12 protein-coding genes are annotated in these 18,321 nt (G+C 61.1%); 6 read left to right on the top strand and 6 right to left on the bottom strand.

Going from position 1 to position 18,321, the window contains the following annotated elements; all coding sequences use genetic code 11:
- Positions 1-56: 56 nt before the first annotated feature.
- Positions 57-1,166: a putative type IX sorting system protein PorV2 gene (locus BUB62_RS07490; RefSeq protein ID WP_073108157.1), complete on the bottom strand. Its 1,110-nt coding sequence runs from the start codon at positions 1,164-1,166 to the stop codon at positions 57-59.
- Positions 1,167-1,484: 318 nt separating this feature from the next.
- Here BUB62_RS07490 and BUB62_RS07495 point away from each other — a divergent pair, with 318 nt between their 5' ends.
- Together BUB62_RS07495 and BUB62_RS07500 are read left to right on the top strand one after the other, a co-directional pair.
- Positions 1,485-1,847: a PadR family transcriptional regulator gene (locus BUB62_RS07495; protein ID WP_073108160.1), complete on the top strand. Its 363-nt coding sequence runs from the start codon at positions 1,485-1,487 to the stop codon at positions 1,845-1,847.
- Positions 1,848-1,895: 48 nt separating this feature from the next.
- On the top strand, positions 1,896-4,592 hold the full coding sequence (locus BUB62_RS07500) for a PspC domain-containing protein (protein WP_073108162.1): 2,697 nt from the start codon (positions 1,896-1,898) through the stop codon (positions 4,590-4,592).
- 201 nt (positions 4,593-4,793) lie between these two features.
- On the opposite strand, the gene BUB62_RS07505 is transcribed toward BUB62_RS07500, so the two are convergent.
- The 3 genes from BUB62_RS07505 to mce all read right to left on the bottom strand — a co-directional run bounded on the left by BUB62_RS07505 (position 4,794) and on the right by mce (position 7,556).
- A complete protein-coding gene (locus BUB62_RS07505) occupies positions 4,794-6,227 on the bottom strand; it encodes a CCA tRNA nucleotidyltransferase (RefSeq protein ID WP_073108564.1) in 1,434 nt (477 codons plus the stop codon).
- Between the two features lie 99 nt (positions 6,228-6,326).
- Complete coding sequence (locus BUB62_RS07510; RefSeq protein ID WP_073108164.1) at positions 6,327-6,908, bottom strand: L-threonylcarbamoyladenylate synthase; 582 nt, start codon at positions 6,906-6,908, stop codon at positions 6,327-6,329.
- 240 nt (positions 6,909-7,148) lie between these two features.
- Positions 7,149-7,556, bottom strand: coding sequence for a methylmalonyl-CoA epimerase (mce, locus tag BUB62_RS07515; RefSeq protein WP_073108167.1), 408 nt, complete (start codon positions 7,554-7,556; stop codon positions 7,149-7,151).
- A gap of 164 nt (positions 7,557-7,720) precedes the next feature.
- Here mce and BUB62_RS07520 point away from each other — a divergent pair, with 164 nt between their 5' ends.
- From BUB62_RS07520 to BUB62_RS07535, 4 genes are all read left to right on the top strand, one after another.
- Positions 7,721-8,935 carry an IscS subfamily cysteine desulfurase gene (locus tag BUB62_RS07520; protein WP_073108169.1) on the top strand — a complete coding sequence of 405 codons (1,215 nt, stop codon included), beginning with the start codon at positions 7,721-7,723 and terminating at the stop codon, positions 8,933-8,935.
- A 113-nt stretch (positions 8,936-9,048) separates the two neighbouring features.
- On the top strand, positions 9,049-9,465 hold the full coding sequence (iscU, locus tag BUB62_RS07525) for a Fe-S cluster assembly scaffold IscU (RefSeq protein ID WP_073108171.1): 417 nt from the start codon (positions 9,049-9,051) through the stop codon (positions 9,463-9,465).
- Between the two features lie 89 nt (positions 9,466-9,554).
- Entirely contained in the window at positions 9,555-9,953 is a 399-nt protein-coding gene (locus tag BUB62_RS07530) for a hypothetical protein (protein WP_073108174.1), read from the top strand.
- 135 nt (positions 9,954-10,088) lie between these two features.
- Positions 10,089-10,415 (top strand): HesB/IscA family protein, encoded by a 327-nt coding sequence (locus BUB62_RS07535; RefSeq protein WP_073108567.1) that lies wholly within the window; start codon positions 10,089-10,091, stop codon positions 10,413-10,415.
- 97 nt (positions 10,416-10,512) lie between these two features.
- Here the strand turns inward: BUB62_RS07535 and BUB62_RS19280 are convergent, their stop codons facing one another.
- Together BUB62_RS19280 and BUB62_RS07545 are read right to left on the bottom strand one after the other, a co-directional pair.
- Positions 10,513-11,094, bottom strand: a complete 582-nt coding sequence (locus BUB62_RS19280; protein WP_159437420.1) for a T9SS type A sorting domain-containing protein — start codon at positions 11,092-11,094, stop codon at positions 10,513-10,515.
- Between the two features lie 1,096 nt (positions 11,095-12,190).
- Positions 12,191-18,076: a choice-of-anchor D domain-containing protein gene (locus BUB62_RS07545; protein ID WP_159437421.1), complete on the bottom strand. Its 5,886-nt coding sequence runs from the start codon at positions 18,074-18,076 to the stop codon at positions 12,191-12,193.
- Positions 18,077-18,321: the final 245 nt, after the last annotated feature.

Consider the following 18,321-nt stretch of genomic DNA (forward strand, 5'->3'; position numbering starts at 1 on the left):
AAGACGGCCGTCTAGAAGCCGGTTTCGACCGGCTTCTAGACAACCAGTCAGCTGCGTTATTTAATACCGTAGCCCAACGACACGATAATGGAGTTGGCATTGCCGCCGCCCTGCTTATCCAGGGCCAGGCGCGAAAGGGCCATATCCAGGCGCAGGCCGCTCAGGGCCACGCCTACGCCCAGCGTAGGCTGCCCGCGCCAGCCACCCTTGTTATCGAAGGACTTGGCGGCCTCCATTTTCTGGAAGTTGCCAATGCCGCCGCGCAGAAACACCAGGTCCCGGAAGCCGAGTTCCACGCCGGCCTTGGGGTCGATGCTGGCGGCCTTGCTCGATACCAGCGTGTTGCGCTGGCCGTCGGTGGTTATTTCCAGGTCGGTGGCCACGAGGGCCGTGAGCTGGCCGGGCAGCTTGAAGCTGCGCCCCACGCCCAATACAAAGCGCGGCAGCGTGATTTCGGTGCTGTTGGTGGGCACCTTGTCGCCTACCGCGGCCACGTCCTTAAACTCATCGGCGTTTATCGACCAAGCATTGAACGTGGTGGTGATGTCGCGGGCGGTTAGGCCCAGGTGCCAGTCGCCTTTGTCGTACTGCGCCCCGGCATCGATGCCAAAGCCCCAGGCATTGGCGAAGCGGCCGTAGTTGCGGTAGATGATCTTGCCATTGGCCCCCACTTTCAGCCCCTCGATGCTGCCAATGCGGCGGGCGTAGGAAAGCAGCACCGCATAGTCGGCCACCGAGAAATACTGAATCCGGTCGTACTGAATGTAGCCGTACTCATTAATTAGGTTGCGGGTGTCGGCAATGTTATCGACGCCGGTGCGGATGAGGCTAGCCCCGAGGGCGCTCTGCTCATCCAAGGGCATCGAAAAGGCGGCGTAGTCGTTTTTCACGATGCCCGAAAACAGCTCGGAGTGCATCAGCACCGCGTCATACTTATGCTTCTGGTTGAGCAGGCCGGCCGGGTTCCAGTAGCCGGATGTGGCATCGCCCACCAGGCCCACCTGTACGTTGGCCATGCCCAGGGCCCGCCCGCCTACCCCGATGTTGAGGAATTCGTTGCTGTATTTGGGCGTCAGGTCGCGGGTTTGGGCGGTGGCGCGAGGCGCGAGGCCGAGGGTGAATCCGGTGCCGGCAAGCAGAAAAATAAGTCGGGAGACGTGTGGCATAGAATAAAAAAGACGGGGTACGGTTGGTCCGCACCACAAACGCAAGATACTTATTTATAGTGCAGCTACTGGGTGGCTTGCCGCGGCTGGCACTTTGCCGAACGGCATAAATCAAGCCTGAATGCATCACAAGGGCGTTTTTTCTTATTGCACCCACATCGGCGCTTGTCACTTTTCTGCTATCTGCTTGGCGCATGCCCGGAGCGGGCCAGCGGCGAAGGCATTCTGCACAAGCAAAAATATATTTCACTAGTACCTTGCGTCGCATAGTACCTTCTATTATCTTTGTTTCATTCTTCACCGATTTCTGCCAAGCCCATGAAAGTAGAGAACACCCAAGTGCAGATGCGGAAGGGCATCCTGGAGTTCTGCATCCTGGAAATTATTGCCCGGGGCGAGGTCTACGCGTCCGACATGCTGGAGGAGCTGACCGCCGCCCGCATGATTGTCGTGGAGGGCACGCTCTACCCGCTGCTCACGCGCCTCAAAAACGCCGGCCTGCTCGATTATACCTGGAAGGAATCCACCTCCGGGCCGCCGCGCAAATACTACACCCTCACGCAGGTCGGGCAGGAGTTTCTGCACCAGCTGCGCCTCACGTGGGAGGAAGTATCGGACTCGATCCGCATCATCCGCCAGAAGCCTCACCTCAATGGCACCGATACCCCGCCCCACCAGTAGCCGGCCCGGTCCATTCCCTTTGAGTCACTCTTGATTTGCAGTACTGAGATGAAAAAGAACATCAGCATCAACCTCCAGGGCCTTATCTTCCACATCGAAGAAGATGGCTACGACGTGCTTAGCCGCTATCTGGCGGAGGTGAAGGCACACTTTTCCGGCTACCGGGGTCACGAGGAAATCGTGGCCGACATCGAGGGCCGCATCGCCGAGCTGTTTGCCGCCCGCACCTCGGCTACCAAGCAGATCATAACCCTGACCGACGTGCAGGAGATGGTGGCCAAAATGGGCCGCGTGAGCGACTTCCAGAGCGCCGATGAGGCCGAGGACGAGGAAGAAGCCCTGGCTGGCGGCCCCGCCGCCTACACCTCCTACGCCGACGGAGCCAGCGCCGCAGCTGCGGCCGGCACCCCCACCGGCAGCACCGCCACGGCCGAGGAGCCGCGCCGCCTCTACCGCGACATGGCCAACCGCAAAATTGCGGGCGTAGCCGCCGGCATTGCCCGCTACTTCGCCGTCAATCCGCTCTGGATCCGACTGGTCTTCCTGATGGCACTGTTCATTCGGCCCCTGCTGGGGAATATTTTTCACTACGATGGCCACGCCTTCCGCTTCGAGGGCTTCGACCTGGGCGGCATCGCCTTTCTGGCCTACATCATTTTCTGGATTGCGCTGCCCAAGCGCTACGATGCGACCCCGGCCAATGAGGACCCGACCTTCCGTAAGCTCTACCGGGATACCGACACGGGCAAGGTAGGCGGCGTTTCGGCCGGCCTGGCGGCTTATTTCAAGCTCGATGTGGTGGTGGTGCGCCTGCTGTTCGTCGTGTTCATCTTCGCCGGCGGCTTCGCCATTCCGCTCTACATCATCCTCTGGATTCTGTTGCCCGAAGCCAAAACCGTGTCGGACAAGATGCGGATGCGCGGCGATGCCGTCACGCTGTCAGGCATCGATAATACGCTGCGCAGCAATGCTTTTACCGATGAGCCCGGTGCCGTAGCCGGGAACGGCAACCGGCCCCTGGGCATGTTTCTGGAAGACCTGTTTCGCAATCTGCGCCCTCTGCTGAACTTCATCGGCTCGGCCATCCGCATCTTCGCCGGGGTCATGCTCGTCATCATCGGCTTCTCGCTGGTTGTGGGCATCACCATTGCGCTGGTTGCCGGCCTGGGTTGGATTCCGGAGTCGCAGAACATTGTGCTGGGCGATGTGCCGGCCTACATTCTGCTGCGCGGGTTCTCTTTCTGGTCGCTGTTTGCCTTCTATGGCATGGCCGTCATTCCGGCGCTGGCCACGTTGCTTTCGGGCATCGGGCTGCTGCTGCGCCGCACCGTACTCACACGCACCGTGGGCCTTTCGCTGCTGGGCTTGTGGCTGCTGAGCGTGGTGGGGTCCAGCATGGCCTTTGCCGCTCTTAGCCACAACTTCCAGAACCAGGGCGAGCAGACCCAGGTGCAGCGCTTCCCGGCCCTGGCCGCTCCTACCCTGTTTCTGGATACCCGCTCGATGGACCGCAGCAGCGGCCAAAATGTTGATGTGGAGTTCGTAGCAGCCGATAGCGCCCAGGTAGTGAGCGTGGATAAGATTTTCTCGTCCAAAGGCGCGACCGAAGCCGAAGCCACCCGCACCGCCGCCACTTCCATCGGCTACACTGTGCGCCAGACCAACGACTCAACTCTGGTGTTCGACGACCACTTCTCCTTCCTGCCCGATGCCAGCTACCGCGACCAGGAGCTGCGCCTGACGGTGCACTTGCCCCGCAACAAGTATTTCCGCATCAGCGAGGACTTTTCCTACTGGATCAGCAGTGAGAACTTCGTGAACGACCAGCGCCCCGAAAACCCCGAAAAGCACCTCTTCCGCCTCCGCAACAACCGGCTGGAGTGCGTGGACTGCACCGAGCAGGAGCTGCGCGGCGACGACTTCGGCAGTGATTTCGACGGCGACGACGAGGAAGCCGACAGCACCGATGCCGTGGTGAACATCAATACCGGCGAGGGCAACATGCGGGTGCGGGTGAACACCGACGACGACGAAGATGGCAACGTGGGCGTGCGCATTGATGTGGACGAGGCCAGCTTCTCGGCTAGCCCCGCCGACTACGGCCCCGAGCGCCGCAACTTCAATCTGAGCGGCTTCCGCCAGATTGAAGCCAGCGGCGCCTACCGCGTGTATGTGCGCCAGGGCCCCGAGTTTAAGGCAGAAGCGGCCGGCAACGACCGGGAGCTGCGCAATCTGCGCGTAGATACCGATGGCGACCAACTCGTTATCAGCTCCCGCCGCGAATCCTTTTTCTCCGGCTTCGCCTCCAACCGCAAGCCCGTGCTGATTCGGGTGCAGCTGCCCGAACTGCGCGGTCTGGAGCTGAGCGGGGCGTGCCAGGCTAACGTGGCCGGCTTCAGCGGCCCAAGCCTGCGCGTAGACCAGAGCGGGGCCAGCAACGCTATGCTGAACGTGAAAGTGACCCGCCTGGTACTGGACCTGAACGGCGCCTGCCGCACCGATCTGCGCGGCACCGCCACCGAGCTGGCCGTGGATGGCTCCGGGGCCTGCCAGGTAAACGCCCTGGGAATGCCCGTGCAGCGCGCCGAGTTCGACCTGTCGGGCATCAGCAAAGCCAAAGTGCGCGTGAGCGACCGGCTGCGGGCCGAGCTGAGCGGAGCTAGCCGCCTGCAATACGCCGGCCAGCCCACCAGCATCCAAAAAGATTTGTCCGGCTCATCCCGCGTCACGCCTATTGCCGACTAGCCGGGAACCATTTATACTGCAAAAGCACTATATAACGACAACCAATACCTCAGCCACTTACGTAAGCGAATAGCACGTTGAGGCCATCGGGCTTCCGGTGCCGCCGTCGGAGCGGCCAGGACTTTTTCTGAGAATACGATGAAGGCCGGGCAACCTACCGGTCCCGGCCTTCATCCTTGCCTATACAAACGAGAATTGGGTTTACTTACTGGTGAGTGAAAGGTGACCCGGAGGAAGACCCTTTGCCTGACCCTGCTGCAACAGGAAGGCAAAGGCTTCCTCGAACTCGTTGCGAATCTTGCCATCCAGAATGGCCTCCAGCACGGCGCTTTTCAGCTCACCTACCTCTTTAGAGGGCTTCAATCCAAAGGTTTCCATGATGACTTCCCCCGTAATGACGGGCTTGAAGTTGCGCAGATGGTCCTTTTCTTCTACTTCCTTCAGCTTTTCTTCCACCACCCCGAAGTTGCGCAGGTAGCGCTCTTTGCGCTGGTGGTCTTTGCTGGTTATATCGGCCCGGCACAGCAGCATCAGGCGGTCGATGTCGTCGCCGGTTTCAAAGAGCAGGCGGCGCAGCGCCGAGTCGGTTACGGTTTCCTTCACCAGCGCAATGGGCCGCAGATGCAGGCGGACCAGCTTCTGGACCTGCCGCATCTCTTCGCCCAGTGGTAGTTTCAGGTCAGTAAAAATCTGGGGCACCCAGCGGGCACCTTTGTCCTCGTGGCCGTGAAAGGTCCAGCCCACGTTGGGAAAGTAGCGCTTGGTGGCGGGCTTGGCGATGTCGTGTAGAATGGCGGCCCAGCGCAGCCACAGGTCGCCGCCGGCTTCCACCACGTTGTCGAGCACCTGCAGGGTGTGGTAGAAGTTGTCCTTGTGGGCGTGCTTGCCCACTTTCTCCACCCCGTAGAGCAGGGCCATCTTCGGAAAGATGAGCTGCAATAGCCCACTCTGAAACAGCAGCTTGAAGCCATAGCTGGGCTTAGCGGCCATAATAATCTTGTTCAGCTCGTCCGTAATGCGCTCCTGCGACACAATCTTGATGCGGTCCTTGTTGCGGGCAATGGCATCGTAGGTATCGGGCTCAATATCGAAGTTGAGCTGGGTGGCAAAGCGCACGGCCCGCATCATGCGCAGCGGGTCATCCGAAAACGTGATATCGGGGTCGAGCGGCGTGCGGATGATTTTGCGCCGGATGTCGCCCATGCCGTCGTAGCGGTCTACCAGCGTTCCAAAATCCTGCTGGTTCAGGCTCAGACCCAGCGCATTGATGGTGAAGTCGCGGCGGGCCAAGTCTTCTTCCAGGGTGCCGGCTTCCACCTCGGGCTTGCGGCTTTCGGCGCGGTAGCTCTCCTTGCGCGCCCCCACAAACTCCAGCTCCACGGTGTCGGTGGGCAGCATGGCGGTGCCGAAGTTCTTGAATACCGTTACCCTGGGCTTGCCCGGCAGCTTGCGACCCACAGCCTGCGCCAGCTTTATGCCGTCGCCCACGCACACTACGTCCACGTCCTTGCTGGGCCGCGCCAGCACCAAATCTCGCACAAATCCGCCAATAACGTACGCCGGGTAGCCCAGCTCGCCGGCGGCCTCAGCAATGGTACGGAACAACGGATTTTCGGGGAGCTGCGGAGTGTTCATAAAAGCAATGCGGAAAGCCAAACAGCCGCAAAGGTAACCCAGCCCGTGTCATTGCGCCGCCGCCTGTCATTGCTTCGCTTTGCTCGCAATGACAACTGCTTATTCCCGCACCACCTCCAACTCGCCATTGGGCAGCACGCGCACTACGCGCGAGGGAGTGGCGGCGTTGGTATCATCCTGCCGCCAGCTCACCACGTAGTCGGCTCCGCGCACGATGGCCGGGCTCACCTCGGTGTAAATGGCTGGGGTCGGCTCACCGCTAATGTTGGCCGAGGTCGAAACCAGGCCGTGGCCCAGACGGCGCACTACTTTGTGGCAGAAGTCGTCAGTGCTCACTACGCGCAGGCCGATGGTGCCATCGGGGGCCAGCAGGTTGGCGGCCAGGTGCCGGCTGCCGGGCACGATGTAGGTAGTGGGCCGCGCCTGTCCCGCCATCAGCTCCGCCAGATTCGGCGGCACTACGGCCGCGTATTTGGCAAACATAACCTCATCAGCCACCAGTACGATGCAGGTCTTATCGGCCGGCCGGTTCTTGAGCTTATACAGGCGCTCCACGGCCGGCGGCACTTCCGCGTCGCAGCCCAGGCCCCACACGGTATCGGTGGGGTACAAAATCACCTGCTGCAGCAGCAGCGCATCCACGGCAGCATCGACTTCCTGGCGAAAAAAATTGCTATTCATTTTTTGGGGTCTTGGTTGTTGGGGGCTTGGGGGCTTGGTTATCGGAGTCTTGGGGCCTTGGGGTTGGAACTGTCATCCTGAGCTTGCGAAGGACCTTCTTCGTTATCGCTTAGAAGCTCACTTTAATGCACAAAGCCCATTACCTGCCCACAATGAGGGCCTTGCTCATTGACACATGCTTCTCACTTATCGGAGGAAGGTCCTTCGCAAGCTCAGGATGACAGTTCCAACCACAAGGCCCTAAGACCCCACACTCTGACATAGCTCTACCAGTACGCCGGCGGCGCTTTTGGGGTGCACAAAGCACACCAGCTTATTGTCCGCGCCGGGCTTGGGCTCCTCGTTCAGCAGTACGAAGCCCTCGGCCCGCAGCCGCGCCATCTCGGCCCGGATATCGGCCACCTCAAAGGCGACATGGTGAATGCCTTCGGGCTTTTTGCTAAGGTACTTCGTGATGGCACTTTCGGGGGTAGTGCCGGCCAGCAGCTCGATTTTGGAGCCGCCCACCTGGAAGAAAACCGTATCTACGCCTTCGCTGGCTACGTGCTCCTTTTTATAAGGAGCCTGCCCGAGCAGGGTAGTATAAAGCGCCGTGGCGGCTTCCAGATCGTGCACGGCAAGGCCGAGGTGTTCGAGGTTGGTGAACATGAAAGTTGGGGAAAGGGCTGGTGAGTCTTATTTGGAATATATCTACTTTTGTGGGGGCAAAGTAAAACCTGTTCATGGGTTTTCGTGTTCTACCTGCGAATCATTCTCCGCTAGATTCGTCGGTTTCTCCTCTGGTTTTCCGCTGATTTATATCTTTTCGAGCCATGCTCAAGCTCCCAATCTACCTCGACAACAATGCCACCACGCCGCTCGATCCGCGCGTGCTGGAGGCCATGATGCCGTATCTGACCGAGGTATTCGGCAACGCCGCGTCCCGCAACCACCCTTTCGGCTGGGCCGCTGAGGAAGGCGTCGACTACGCCCGTGAGCAGATTGCTGCGCTCATCAACTGCGACCCCAAAGAAATCATCTTCACCTCAGGCGCTACCGAGTCCGACAACCTTGGCATCAAGGGTGTGTTTGAGATGTATTCGCAGAAGGGCAACCACATCATCACCACCACCACCGAGCACAAAGCCGTGCTCGATACCTGCAAGCATATCGAGAAGCTCGGTGGCCGGGTTACGTATCTGCCGGTGAATTCGGAAGGCCTCATCAGCCTCGCCGAGCTGGAAGCGGCCATGACGCCCGAAACGATTCTGGTGACCATCATGTACGGCAACAACGAAACCGGCACCATTCAGCCGATTCGCGAGATTGCCGCCATTGCCCACCGGCACGGCGCGCTGTTCATGACCGACGGCACCCAGGCCGTAGGCAAGATTCCAGTGGACGTAATTGCCGACGGCATTGACCTGATGGCTTTTACGGCCCACAAAATGTACGGCCCCAAGGGCGTAGGCGCTCTGTATGTTCGCCGCAAGAACCCACGGGTAAAGGTAACCGCCCAGATGGACGGCGGTGGCCACGAGCGCGGCATGCGCTCCGGCACCCTGAACGTGCCCGGCATCGTGGGCCTGGGCAAAGCCTGCGAGCTGGCCCGCCTCGAAATGGCTGCCGACACCGAGCGCCTGAGCAAAATGCGCGACCGACTCGAAAAAGAGCTGCTGACGCTGGAGGAAAGCTACGTGAATGGCTCGCGTGAGCATCGTCTGCCGCACGTTGCCAACATCTCCTTTAAGTATGTGGAAGGCGAAGGCCTGATGATGGGCGTGAAAGACCTGGCCGTATCGTCGGGTTCAGCTTGCACCTCGGCTTCGCTGGAGCCTTCTTACGTACTCAAAGCTCTCGGCCTCAGCGACGACCTCGCCCACAGCTCGTTGCGCTTCGGCCTCAGCCGCTTCACCACCGACGAGCAGATCGACTATGCCATCGGCCACGTGAAGGAGGCTGTTACCAAGCTCCGCGAGATGTCGCCGCTGTGGGAGATGTTCAAAGAAGGCATCGACCTCGACAAAATCGAGTGGGCCGAACACTAAAATCAATTAAAAATTAAAAATGAAGAATTGTCTCACGGTTCACTTCGCGCCAAGACGAGTAATTCATTTTTAATTTTTAATTCTCAATTTTTAATTCTTTTCAAAGAAAAGCCATGGCTTACTCCGATAAAGTAATCGACCACTACAGCAACCCCCGCAACGTGGGCACGCTGGACAAGAGCAAGAAGAACGTGGGCACCGGCCTGGTGGGTGCTCCCGAGTGCGGCGACGTGATGCGCCTGCAGATTGAAGTGGACGAGGCCACCAACACCATCACCGACGCCAAGTTCAAGACGTTCGGCTGCGGCTCGGCTATTGCTTCTTCTTCGCTCGCTACCGAGTGGCTGAAGGGCAAAACCGTGGACGAGGCACTGGCCATCGACAACATGGAGATTGTGGAGGAACTGGCTCTGCCACCGGTAAAAATTCACTGCTCGGTGCTGGCTGAAGATGCCATTAAGTCGGCCATCAACGACTACCGCGTGAAAAACGGCCTAGCCGTGCTGGAAGAAGTAAAGTCGCACCACTAACTAGTTGTCGGTTGCTGGTTGTCAGTTGTTAGGTCATTCAACGTCCAGACTCTGACAATCAGCAACTGAAAACTGGCAACTGATTCAGAATGGAGGATATCCACGTCGAAAGCAGTCGGATTCAGAAGCAGATTGAAGATCATCTGGGCATGGGTCCGGGCAATCTGCTGTTCGAGTTCCGGCAGCTGGCGGGCCGCGTGCGCTTGGATCTGATTACCGTGAACCCGCGCCACCAGCAGAGCTTTCTGTTTCGCTACGAGGAAGGCCACGACAAGCTCGACGCGCTCCGCAAGATGCTGACCTACGTGAAGGATTCCCGTGATACGGAAAGCTCCTACACCATCCAGTGGCGGGCCCGCGGCGACCGGGAGCTGCAGACTTCTTACTTCCGCGCCCACAATACCTACGAGGCCCTCGATAAGCTCTACTACGGCCGGGACCTGAATACCATCACCGTTTTCAGCGTAGTGCTGAATCCATCTTCTTAGTTGTTGGGAATTTGGGTCTTGGGGACTTAAGGGCTTGGTTTTTTGTTTTGACTTGGATTAGTGTTAATGCTGCCAGAACGACAAACCAAGCCCCCAAGCTCCCAAGCCCCCAAGACCCCCAAGACCCCCAAAGCCATGATTACCGTTTCTGATAAAGCCAAAGAGAAAGTCGAGAAGCTCATGCACGATGCGGCGCTGGACGCGACGTATCGTTTGCGGGCTTCAGTAGCCGGTGGCGGCTGCTCTGGCCTCTCCTACAAGCTCGACTTCGACAATGAGGTGAAGCCAATGGACCAGGAGTTTGAGGACAAAGGCGTGCGGGTAGTGGTGGATATGAAAAGCTTCCTCTATCTGGCCGGCACTGAGCTTAACTTCTCCGACGGCCTCAACGGCAAAGGCTTCTACTTCGACAACCCCAACGCCTCCCGCACCTGCGGCTGCGGCGACAGCTTCTCGGTGTAGCCGCTCGTACTACTTTCCTGGGCCCTTGACACAAAAGGCCGGCCCTCTTTCGGGAGGGCCGGCCTTTTGTGTCAAGGGCCCCTTTTCCTGTTACTTCTTACTGCCGCTGGAAGCGCTGAGAAGTTCGGCTGATGCCGGTGCCAGTGAGCAGCATGTAGCTGCCCGGCCGTAGCTGCCCAAGGCCGATGGTCTCATTGTTGGGCACCAGGCCGTGGGCCTGCAGTTGCCCCAACAGATTGAGCACTTGGTACGGCTGACCGGCCGAACCGGTGGGCAAGTGCAAGTCTTCCTGAGCTGGATTCGGATACAGGGCTGCAGCCGCGCCCGTGGCCACTACCCGAACCGGGGAATAGGAAAAAGCACCTTCCGTATCCACTTGGCGCAAGCGGTAGTAGCTCAGCCCCGATAAGGGCTGCCGGTCGGTCAGGGCGTAGGTTTGGGCCTGGGTGGTGGAGCCGTGGCCGGCCACGGTGCCGATGGCCCGGAACTCTTGGCCGTCGGCGCTACGCTCCACCTCAAAACGGTCGTTATTCTTTTCGCTGGCGGTGGCCCACTTCAGCAGTACGGCGTTGGTCTGGCGCAGGGCCTCGAAAGCCGTCAGTTCCACGGGCAGGGGACTATTGCTGCTAAGGAAAACCTCGTCCAGGACAATGGCCGTTTTGTCGTTGGCAGTAGCCACGATACGGGGCTGGACTTGCGTTACGCTCGCGGGCAGGTTGATCCGCAAAAAAGTATACCTGGTTGCGGCAGTTCCAGTCGCAGAAAACGTCTGAGGAGCGCCAAAGGTGACGGTGGCAGCAGCTGTAGCTGAGTAATCCCAGAAAATGTCTCTACCGGAACCCGTGCCGACCACCGTCAGGGTAGGGGTAAAGGTAGCACCTCCATCGGTACTGATGCTGACGACTACACTTCCGGTTGAAGCCAGGCCGCCGTTCTGGTTGGTGGCAAACACAGCTAGGCGCAGCGTCAGGAAGTTGTTGGTAGAGCCAGTAAAGTTGATGTTCTGAAAATTAAGGGTGCTGACTGTCGTGCCACTACCCGTATTGTTCTGTACACCATACGCACGGGCACCACTTGAAGCTACGGCACTGGCCGCTGGACTAGGATTACCCCCCCCAAAAGCTGTAGCGGAAGTACCCGTAAAGATCTGTCCGCCAGTAGGTGTATACCCATAAGTATCCCCGGCTACCTCGAAGCTCTGTTTGGTAGTGTACTGGCTAAAGCCAGCCAGCGGGCAAAGCAACAGACCGGTGCAGACTAGGCCAATCAAGGAACAAACACTCTTTTTCATATTGCAATTTGGTGTGAATAAAGTGAGCAAGCAAGGAGAAAACCACCATCTGTCCTAGTAGGCCTTGTGGGAATATCCTCACGTTTGAATGCCCGAAGATATTAAACATAATTACTATTATTTTTCAACTCGATTACGGCCAAAGATGACTCCCCTACCCCTGCCGTGCATTATCCGCAAAACCCGCCGCAGGGCGATATAGCATCGGTTCGGGGCTTAACCTGCTGTGCAGGTGCTGCCATAGGCAATTCTAAAATGCGGCGTGACGTGTATAGGTCACAACGCGTAGCCCGTGCAGTAATAACAGTGTCTGACCCGCACGATGCGGAGACGCCGTACTTTGCGTTTCTGCCTCAGCAAACCAGTTAATAACGCGGTTTAAAACGTGCTAATCGACGCTCTATCTTGTCCTTCCGTCAGCAGTAAAGAGGGCCTTTCCCAAGATGGGAAAGGCCCTCTTTGCTTGGGCGACAGTCGGTCAGGCTTAGTTCTCCTTGATAAACTTGCGCACCGTGCGGCCAGCGGCCGTGACCACCTCTAGCTGGTAGAGGCCCGCCGGCAGCGGGGTCACGCTCAGCGTGGCGACTCCCTCGGCGGCTTCACCCGTCAGCACCACGCTGCCGGTGCTGTTCAGCACGCGGTAGTGTGCTGCGGCGGGCAGCTGCAGGTATAGCGGGCCACAGGTTGGGTTCGGGAACAGGGTGACTACGCCAGCGGCCGCTACGGCCACCACCGGCGAGAGAGCAGTCTTGCCGTCGCGGTCTATCTGGCGGAGGCGGTAGTAGCTCGTGCCGGTCAGCGGCTGGCGGTCGAGGGCGGAATAGGTGTGGGCCTGGGTGCTCTGGCCCTGGGCCTCCACGCTGGCGATGGGTCCGAACGACCTGCCGTCGGCGGAGCGCTGCACTTCAAAGCGGGCGCTGTTGTGCTCCGAGGCGGTGGTCCACTTCAGCAGTACACCTTCCGCCTGCTGCTGGGCTTTGAAAGCCGTCAACTCCACGGGCAGCGGGTTGCGCACGAGGTCCGGGTCGAGACTGGCCAGAGCGAAGTCGCTGAACGAGGTGAACGTGCCCGAGGTGAGAGTGCCGGCCACGAACGCACCGTTGCTGGCGGTGCCGGTGCTGGCCGAGCGGTCGATGTTTATCCAGGGGTCGGTGCTGAGGCTGCGCTTGGCAATTACCAGCATCGCGTCGGCCGGATCGGTTACCTCGTCATTCGTGTCGAAGCTGAGCGTGATGGTGCCGCTAAAGCCGGCGGGCTGCCCCCCTTCCGGAGTGATATTAACGTAGCGGATGCCCGATACGCGGGTGAGCGGAGCCGTAAGGGTGCTGGTACGGGCCGAGGTATTAAACAGCTCGGCCACGTAGGTAGTCGGGTTGTCCTGGGCAGCAATGGCCAGGGTGGCGGGAAGGAACTTGCCGGCCTTACCAATGGGGAACAGCAGCGAAGAGGCTCCGGCGGCCGAAGCCCGGGCCAGCGGACCGGCCACGTAGCTGCTGCTGCCGCCACCCGTTAGGTTGGCACCAGCAGTCAGCGTGAGCCGGTTAGCAGCATCTGTGGTCAGTACCCCCGACGTCAGGGCCAGGCGGCTCAGCGTGAGGGGCCGAGCCAGGGTAACGCCGGTGCCATTGTTGATCTGCAGCGTCAGGTTCGGGCCAAAGGTGAGGGCCGAAGCCGGAGCAGTACCGCCGATGGTCTGCGGGGTCGTGCCGTTCAGCGTGAGCGTGCCGGCCGATGCCGGGCTGAAGGTCAGCGTGCTGGTACCATTGACCACGATGTTGCCGGCCACCGAGATGGTGCTGGTCAGGTTCAGCGCTACGTTGCCGCTGGTCACGGTCAGGTTGCCGGCAATGGTGAGCGCGCCCGAAGCCGTGGAGCTGGCCGTATTGCCGCTGACCACGCTAAGCTCCAAGTTGCCGTAGGTGCGGTTGGATACCGGTGGGAAGGAAGTCGGAGTTGCGACGCTGAACACGTACTGGCTGGTGGGCTCCAGCACAATGACGGAGTTGGTGCCCGTGATGCCGAAGGGCTGCGAGCCGCCGGCCTGCTCCAGGCGGGAGCCGTTGCGGAAGATGACGCTGTTGATGTTGGCGTTGGTCGCCCCGAACGGACTGCCCGCCATGTTGGCCGTCTGCCGGAACAGGCTGCCGCTCACGAACTCGATGCTGCCGGCCGTGGTAGCCTGCAGGCGTTGGTTGCCATTGTCGAATACCACGCTGCCGCCGATGCTGGCGGTGGCCCCGGGGCTCAGCTGCACCGTCAGGCCGGTGGTATTGGCCGTGGGGTTAGTCAGCGTCAGCGCCGAGCCGGCTCCCACCACCAGATCGGCCCCGCTGGTGTTGCCGTTGGCAATGGTTAGCGTCCGGGTGCCGTCAGTATTCAGAGTCGCCTGCACGCTGTTGCGGAAGATGAGCTGAGCCACCGTCTGTGCCGTGGTGAAGTCGACCGTGGCGGCAGCCGTAGCCGTCACGTTGCCGTCGAATACCAGCACGTCGGCCGGGGCGGCCGTGGTGCGGGCCGGGGTCCAGCTGGTGGCAGCGGCCCAGCTGGTGCCGGAGCCGTTCCACACGTAGGGCTGGGCCAGAGTACCGGTCAGCACCAGACGGTAAGGGTCTTCGTCGCTGTCGTTGTTGGCAATGATGAGCGTGGCGGTCTGGGCGGTAGCCGCCACCGGCGTATAAGTGACCGTGAACGTGGTGCTGCCTCCCCCGGCGATGGTGGTGATGCCGGGCTGGGCCGTGATGGTGAACTCGGGGGAGCTGCCGGCCTCAAACTGCACGGCGGGCGTGCCGTTCAGCGCCAGATCAGTGGTGCCCAGGTTCTGAACGGTGAAGGTGGCCGTAGCCGTGCTGCCCGGCTGCACCGCGCCGAAGCCGTAGGTACTGCCCGAGGCCAGGTCAGTGCCGGTGGCAGTCTGCAGGTTGATTTCCGGGGCCAGCGGGGCTACCTCTACCGTGCCGAAGACGTTCACGTCGTCGATGCGGTAGATTCCGGTGTTGCCGTAGCCGTAGATGCGGAAGTACACCGGGCCCTGCACGTTGGTCAGGCCGCTGCCCAGGCTGATGGAGCGGGCCGTGGTGGTAGTCGAAGGGTTGTAAACCGTTCCGACCGTTACGGGATTAGTAAAGGCCGCGTCCAGGCTGTAGCGCACCTCGATGTTGGTTGGGCCCGCCGTGCTCTTGCTGTCGGTGTAGTCCAGGGTAGTCAGGGTAAACCGGTAGCCGGGAGCCGGGGCCATGCTGAAGCCTACGTAGTTATTGGGGTTGAGCGTGCCGCTGGAAGCATAGCCCGTCGAGCCGAAGACACCCGTCACCGTATTGTTGGCGGTAATACCGCTGCCACGCTCGAAGTTGGCCGCCGTCACGTTGGGGTTCTTGTAGGAAGCCGCGACCGAGGTACCAGTGAAGTCATAGTTGACCAGGGGCGCGGCGGTGGTGGTGAAGCTCACCGAGCGGGGCACGGGTTTGTAGTTCTCAAACGTGACGCCGCTGACCGAATTGTCCGAGTTGTAGTCGTACACGTCGGCGGTGTAGGCCGTGGTGGGGCTGAGCCCGGTCACGGTTACCGTGACGTCAGCGTCCTTCAGCACCACGTAGTTGCCGGGGCCGGTGATGGTGGTCGTCCCATTGTTGCCGAACACGGGGTTGGCGGTGTAGGTCGTCTGGTCGGTGGGGGCCACGGCGGCCGTGGCGCTGTTGCGCACCACCACCAGGGCATACGTGCCGGTGCCGGCCACGAAGTTGCTCAGGTTGATGGTCGCCGAGTTGAAGCCCACATTGGTGGCCGCGATGCCCGAGCTGACCGTGGGCTCGATGACGATGGTGCCGTCCAGGGCCAGGGTTTTCGACGCGGCCCCGCTGCTGGTGTGGGTGATGTTGCCGCTGGACATGATCAGGTTGCTGCCGTTGGCCGTGCCCACCGAGGTGCCGCTCAGGCGCACGTACAGGGTCAGGCCGGCCCCGTTGACCTGGGCCGGGGTGAGCGTGAGCGAGGTGGCGAAGCCGGTGGTGGCACTGGTAGCCGACACCTCAAAGTTGGTCGGGGCCGTCACGGTCACGTCGCTGGTCAGGCCCGAGCCGCTCAGGGTGTAGAAACGGGCCGGCGTGGAAGGCACCCCGGCAATGGTGGTGAAGGTCACCGCGTTCAGCGCCCCCACCGTCAGGCTGGCCGTCACTACCGGATTCACGACGCCGGACACCAGCACCGGGGCCGACAGCGCACCGTTGGTGTTGGTCACGGTGCCGCTGTAGGAGGCGGCGGTAGTGCCGGTCAGGCGCACGTAGATGGTCTGGCTGTTGATGCTGCCGCCGACCGGCGTTATCGATACCGAGTTGGCGTCGGCGGTGATGCCGGTGAAGGCGGCCGTGGTCGAAACCTGGAAGCCGGCCGGGGCCGTCACGGTCACGGGCGTGGTGCCCAGGTTGCTGCCGTTCAGGGTGTAGGTCTTGGCTGCCGAGGGCGTGCCCGCCGTGGTGCTCAGCCCGCTGATGCTGGTGGGCGAGGTGGCCGGGGCCGTGGTAGCCGTGAGGCTCGGAACCCCGCAGCCGGTGTTGGCGGCGGTGGCCGAGTTGCGGGGGGCCGCGGCCGCGGCGGCGAAGTCGGCGGCGTTGTCGTTAGTGTCGGTGCAGCCGCCGTTGGCCCGGAAAATGGCGTTGGAAGCGGAGGGAGCCGGCGCACGGCCCGTGCCCTCATACAGGCCCGTACCCGAACCATAGCCGACCCGATCCACCAGGGTGCCGTTGAACAGCTCTACCCGGCCGGCTGAACCACCCATATCAATTCCCCCCGTTGCATCGGGAGTAGGCAGGGCACTACCCGTACTACCACCGCCCAGCTTGATGAGGTAGTATTTGCCGGGGGCAATGGAGCCGGTCAGGAGTACCGTAGTAGAAGGAGTAGTAGCGGTGCTGTTGTTCGAGTAGTAGGCAATGAAGTAGCTGCTCAGGTCCACCGTACTGGTGCCCCGGTTGAACAGCTCTACATAGTCGTTGGTATAAGCTGCGTTACTGTTGCCGCCGGCCCCGTACACCTGGCTGATAACGACCAGCTCCGGGCTGCCGGTGATAAAGCTCGCGGTACCCGGCGTCGTAGTCAGGTAATTTTCGAAGCCGGCCGCGGAGCCGGCATTGTAGGCGTATACCTCGGCCACGTAGCTGGTATTGGGCGTCAGGCCCGTTACCGTCACAGTGGTGACCGTGCCGGTCAGCACCACGTAGTTGCCGGCACTGGTGGTCGTGCCCGTACCGGTGTTGCCGAAGGCCGCGTTGGCCGTGTAGGTCGTTTTATCCACGGGTACTACGGCCCCGGTGGCCGCGTCGCGCACCACCAGCAGGCGGTTGGTGCCGTCGCCGCCGGCCACGGTCAGCACCACCGACGAGCCGCCGACTGCGCCGGTAGCCACCGTGGGCTGGGTGGTGGGCTCGGGAACCACCGTGCCCGACAAGGCGCGGGTGCGGGTGGTGGCGCCGGGGCTCGTGGCCTGCAGGGGAGTACCCAGGCTGGCCGTGGGCGTGTTGCCCGTCAGGCGCACGTAGAGCGTGGTGGGGGCCACGGTACCGCCGGTGGGCGTCAGGGCTTGGGAGGGCGCGAAGCCGGTGGTGGCGCTGGTCACGGAAAACTCGTAGCCGGCCACCGCTGCGATGGTGATGTCGGCGATGAGGTTTGCCCCTTCCACCGTCACCGACTGGGCCGCCGAGGGCGTGCCGGCCACAGTATTGAAGGCGGGGAAGGTATTGCCCGTCAGGGTAATGGTGGGAGTTAGCGCAGTCGTGGTTACTGTCAGCGGCGAGCTACTGTTCTGCACGTTGCCGGCGGCGTCTTCGGCCACCAGGTACACGTCGTAGGCCGTACCGGCGCTCAGGCCCGAAATGGCGGCCGTGGCGGCGGCGTTGGCGGTAGCGTTGGTGATGGTGCCGGCCTGCAGGGCGGCGGTGCCATTGCCAGTGCCCGCTTTTACCTGGGCCACCGTGGGTGCCGCAGCGCCGCTGGGCAGCACCACGTAGTAGGTCTTGCCGACTTCGTCAATCGTAGACGAGAGCGTGAAGCCGGTGGTGGTGATGGCCGAAGCCGAAGGCGAGCCGCTGGCAAAGGTTGGCGGGGTGCCGTCCACGGTGAAGGTGCCGGGGGCCGTGTAGGTGGTCGTGCCGTCGGAGAGGACGACCTGGCCGGTGCCGGTGGTGCCGGAAGCCACGGTGAGCGTGACGCTGGTAGCCGAGGCCGAGCCGAATGTGGCGGCGGTGCCGTTCACGGTGCCGCCGGTGATGGTGCCCAGGTTGGTGCCCGTGATGGTGATGACCTGCCCCACCGGACCCGAAGTGGGCGTGAAGCCGGTGATGGTGGGAGTTGAGGGAGTCGCTGTGCCACTTAACGTCACATCATCAACCGTCCACCTTTCTGAAGTTGCATTGGTTCTGTTGGTGATACGCAATTGAACTTGCGTCACGGAAGCAGGCAGGTTTACTTTAACCGTGCTGTAGCCATCAATTGCAGTTCTATCACCTCCTGCTGCCGGGGCGAAAATGCCCCCTGTTGGATAAGTGACAGTAGCAGTATTAACCGCAGCATAGCTCCAGTAGGCGTTATTCGCAGATGGACCATTTATGCGTAACACCCTTTTAA

Origin of the sequence: Hymenobacter daecheongensis DSM 21074, assembly GCF_900141805.1 — a bacterium.
GTDB classification, from domain to species: domain Bacteria; phylum Bacteroidota; class Bacteroidia; order Cytophagales; family Hymenobacteraceae; genus Hymenobacter; species Hymenobacter daecheongensis.

Excerpts from the sequence above, each read along its gene's own strand:
- iscU (WP_073108171.1), top strand. The coding sequence starts at position 9,049 with ATGGCTTACTCCGATAAAGTAATCGACCACTACAGCAACCCCCGCAAC.
- BUB62_RS07505 (WP_073108564.1), bottom strand. The coding sequence starts at position 6,227 with ATGAACACTCCGCAGCTCCCCGAAAATCCGTTGTTCCGTACCATTGCT.
- BUB62_RS07500 (WP_073108162.1), top strand. The coding sequence starts at position 1,896 with ATGAAAAAGAACATCAGCATCAACCTCCAGGGCCTTATCTTCCACATC.
- BUB62_RS07490 (WP_073108157.1), bottom strand. The coding sequence starts at position 1,166 with ATGCCACACGTCTCCCGACTTATTTTTCTGCTTGCCGGCACCGGATTC.
- BUB62_RS07510 (WP_073108164.1), bottom strand. The coding sequence starts at position 6,908 with ATGAATAGCAATTTTTTTCGCCAGGAAGTCGATGCTGCCGTGGATGCG.
- mce (WP_073108167.1), bottom strand. The coding sequence starts at position 7,556 with ATGTTCACCAACCTCGAACACCTCGGCCTTGCCGTGCACGATCTGGAA.
- BUB62_RS07530 (WP_073108174.1), top strand. The coding sequence starts at position 9,555 with ATGGAGGATATCCACGTCGAAAGCAGTCGGATTCAGAAGCAGATTGAA.
- BUB62_RS07495 (WP_073108160.1), top strand. The coding sequence starts at position 1,485 with ATGAAAGTAGAGAACACCCAAGTGCAGATGCGGAAGGGCATCCTGGAG.
- BUB62_RS07535 (WP_073108567.1), top strand. The coding sequence starts at position 10,089 with ATGATTACCGTTTCTGATAAAGCCAAAGAGAAAGTCGAGAAGCTCATG.
- BUB62_RS07520 (WP_073108169.1), top strand. The coding sequence starts at position 7,721 with ATGCTCAAGCTCCCAATCTACCTCGACAACAATGCCACCACGCCGCTC.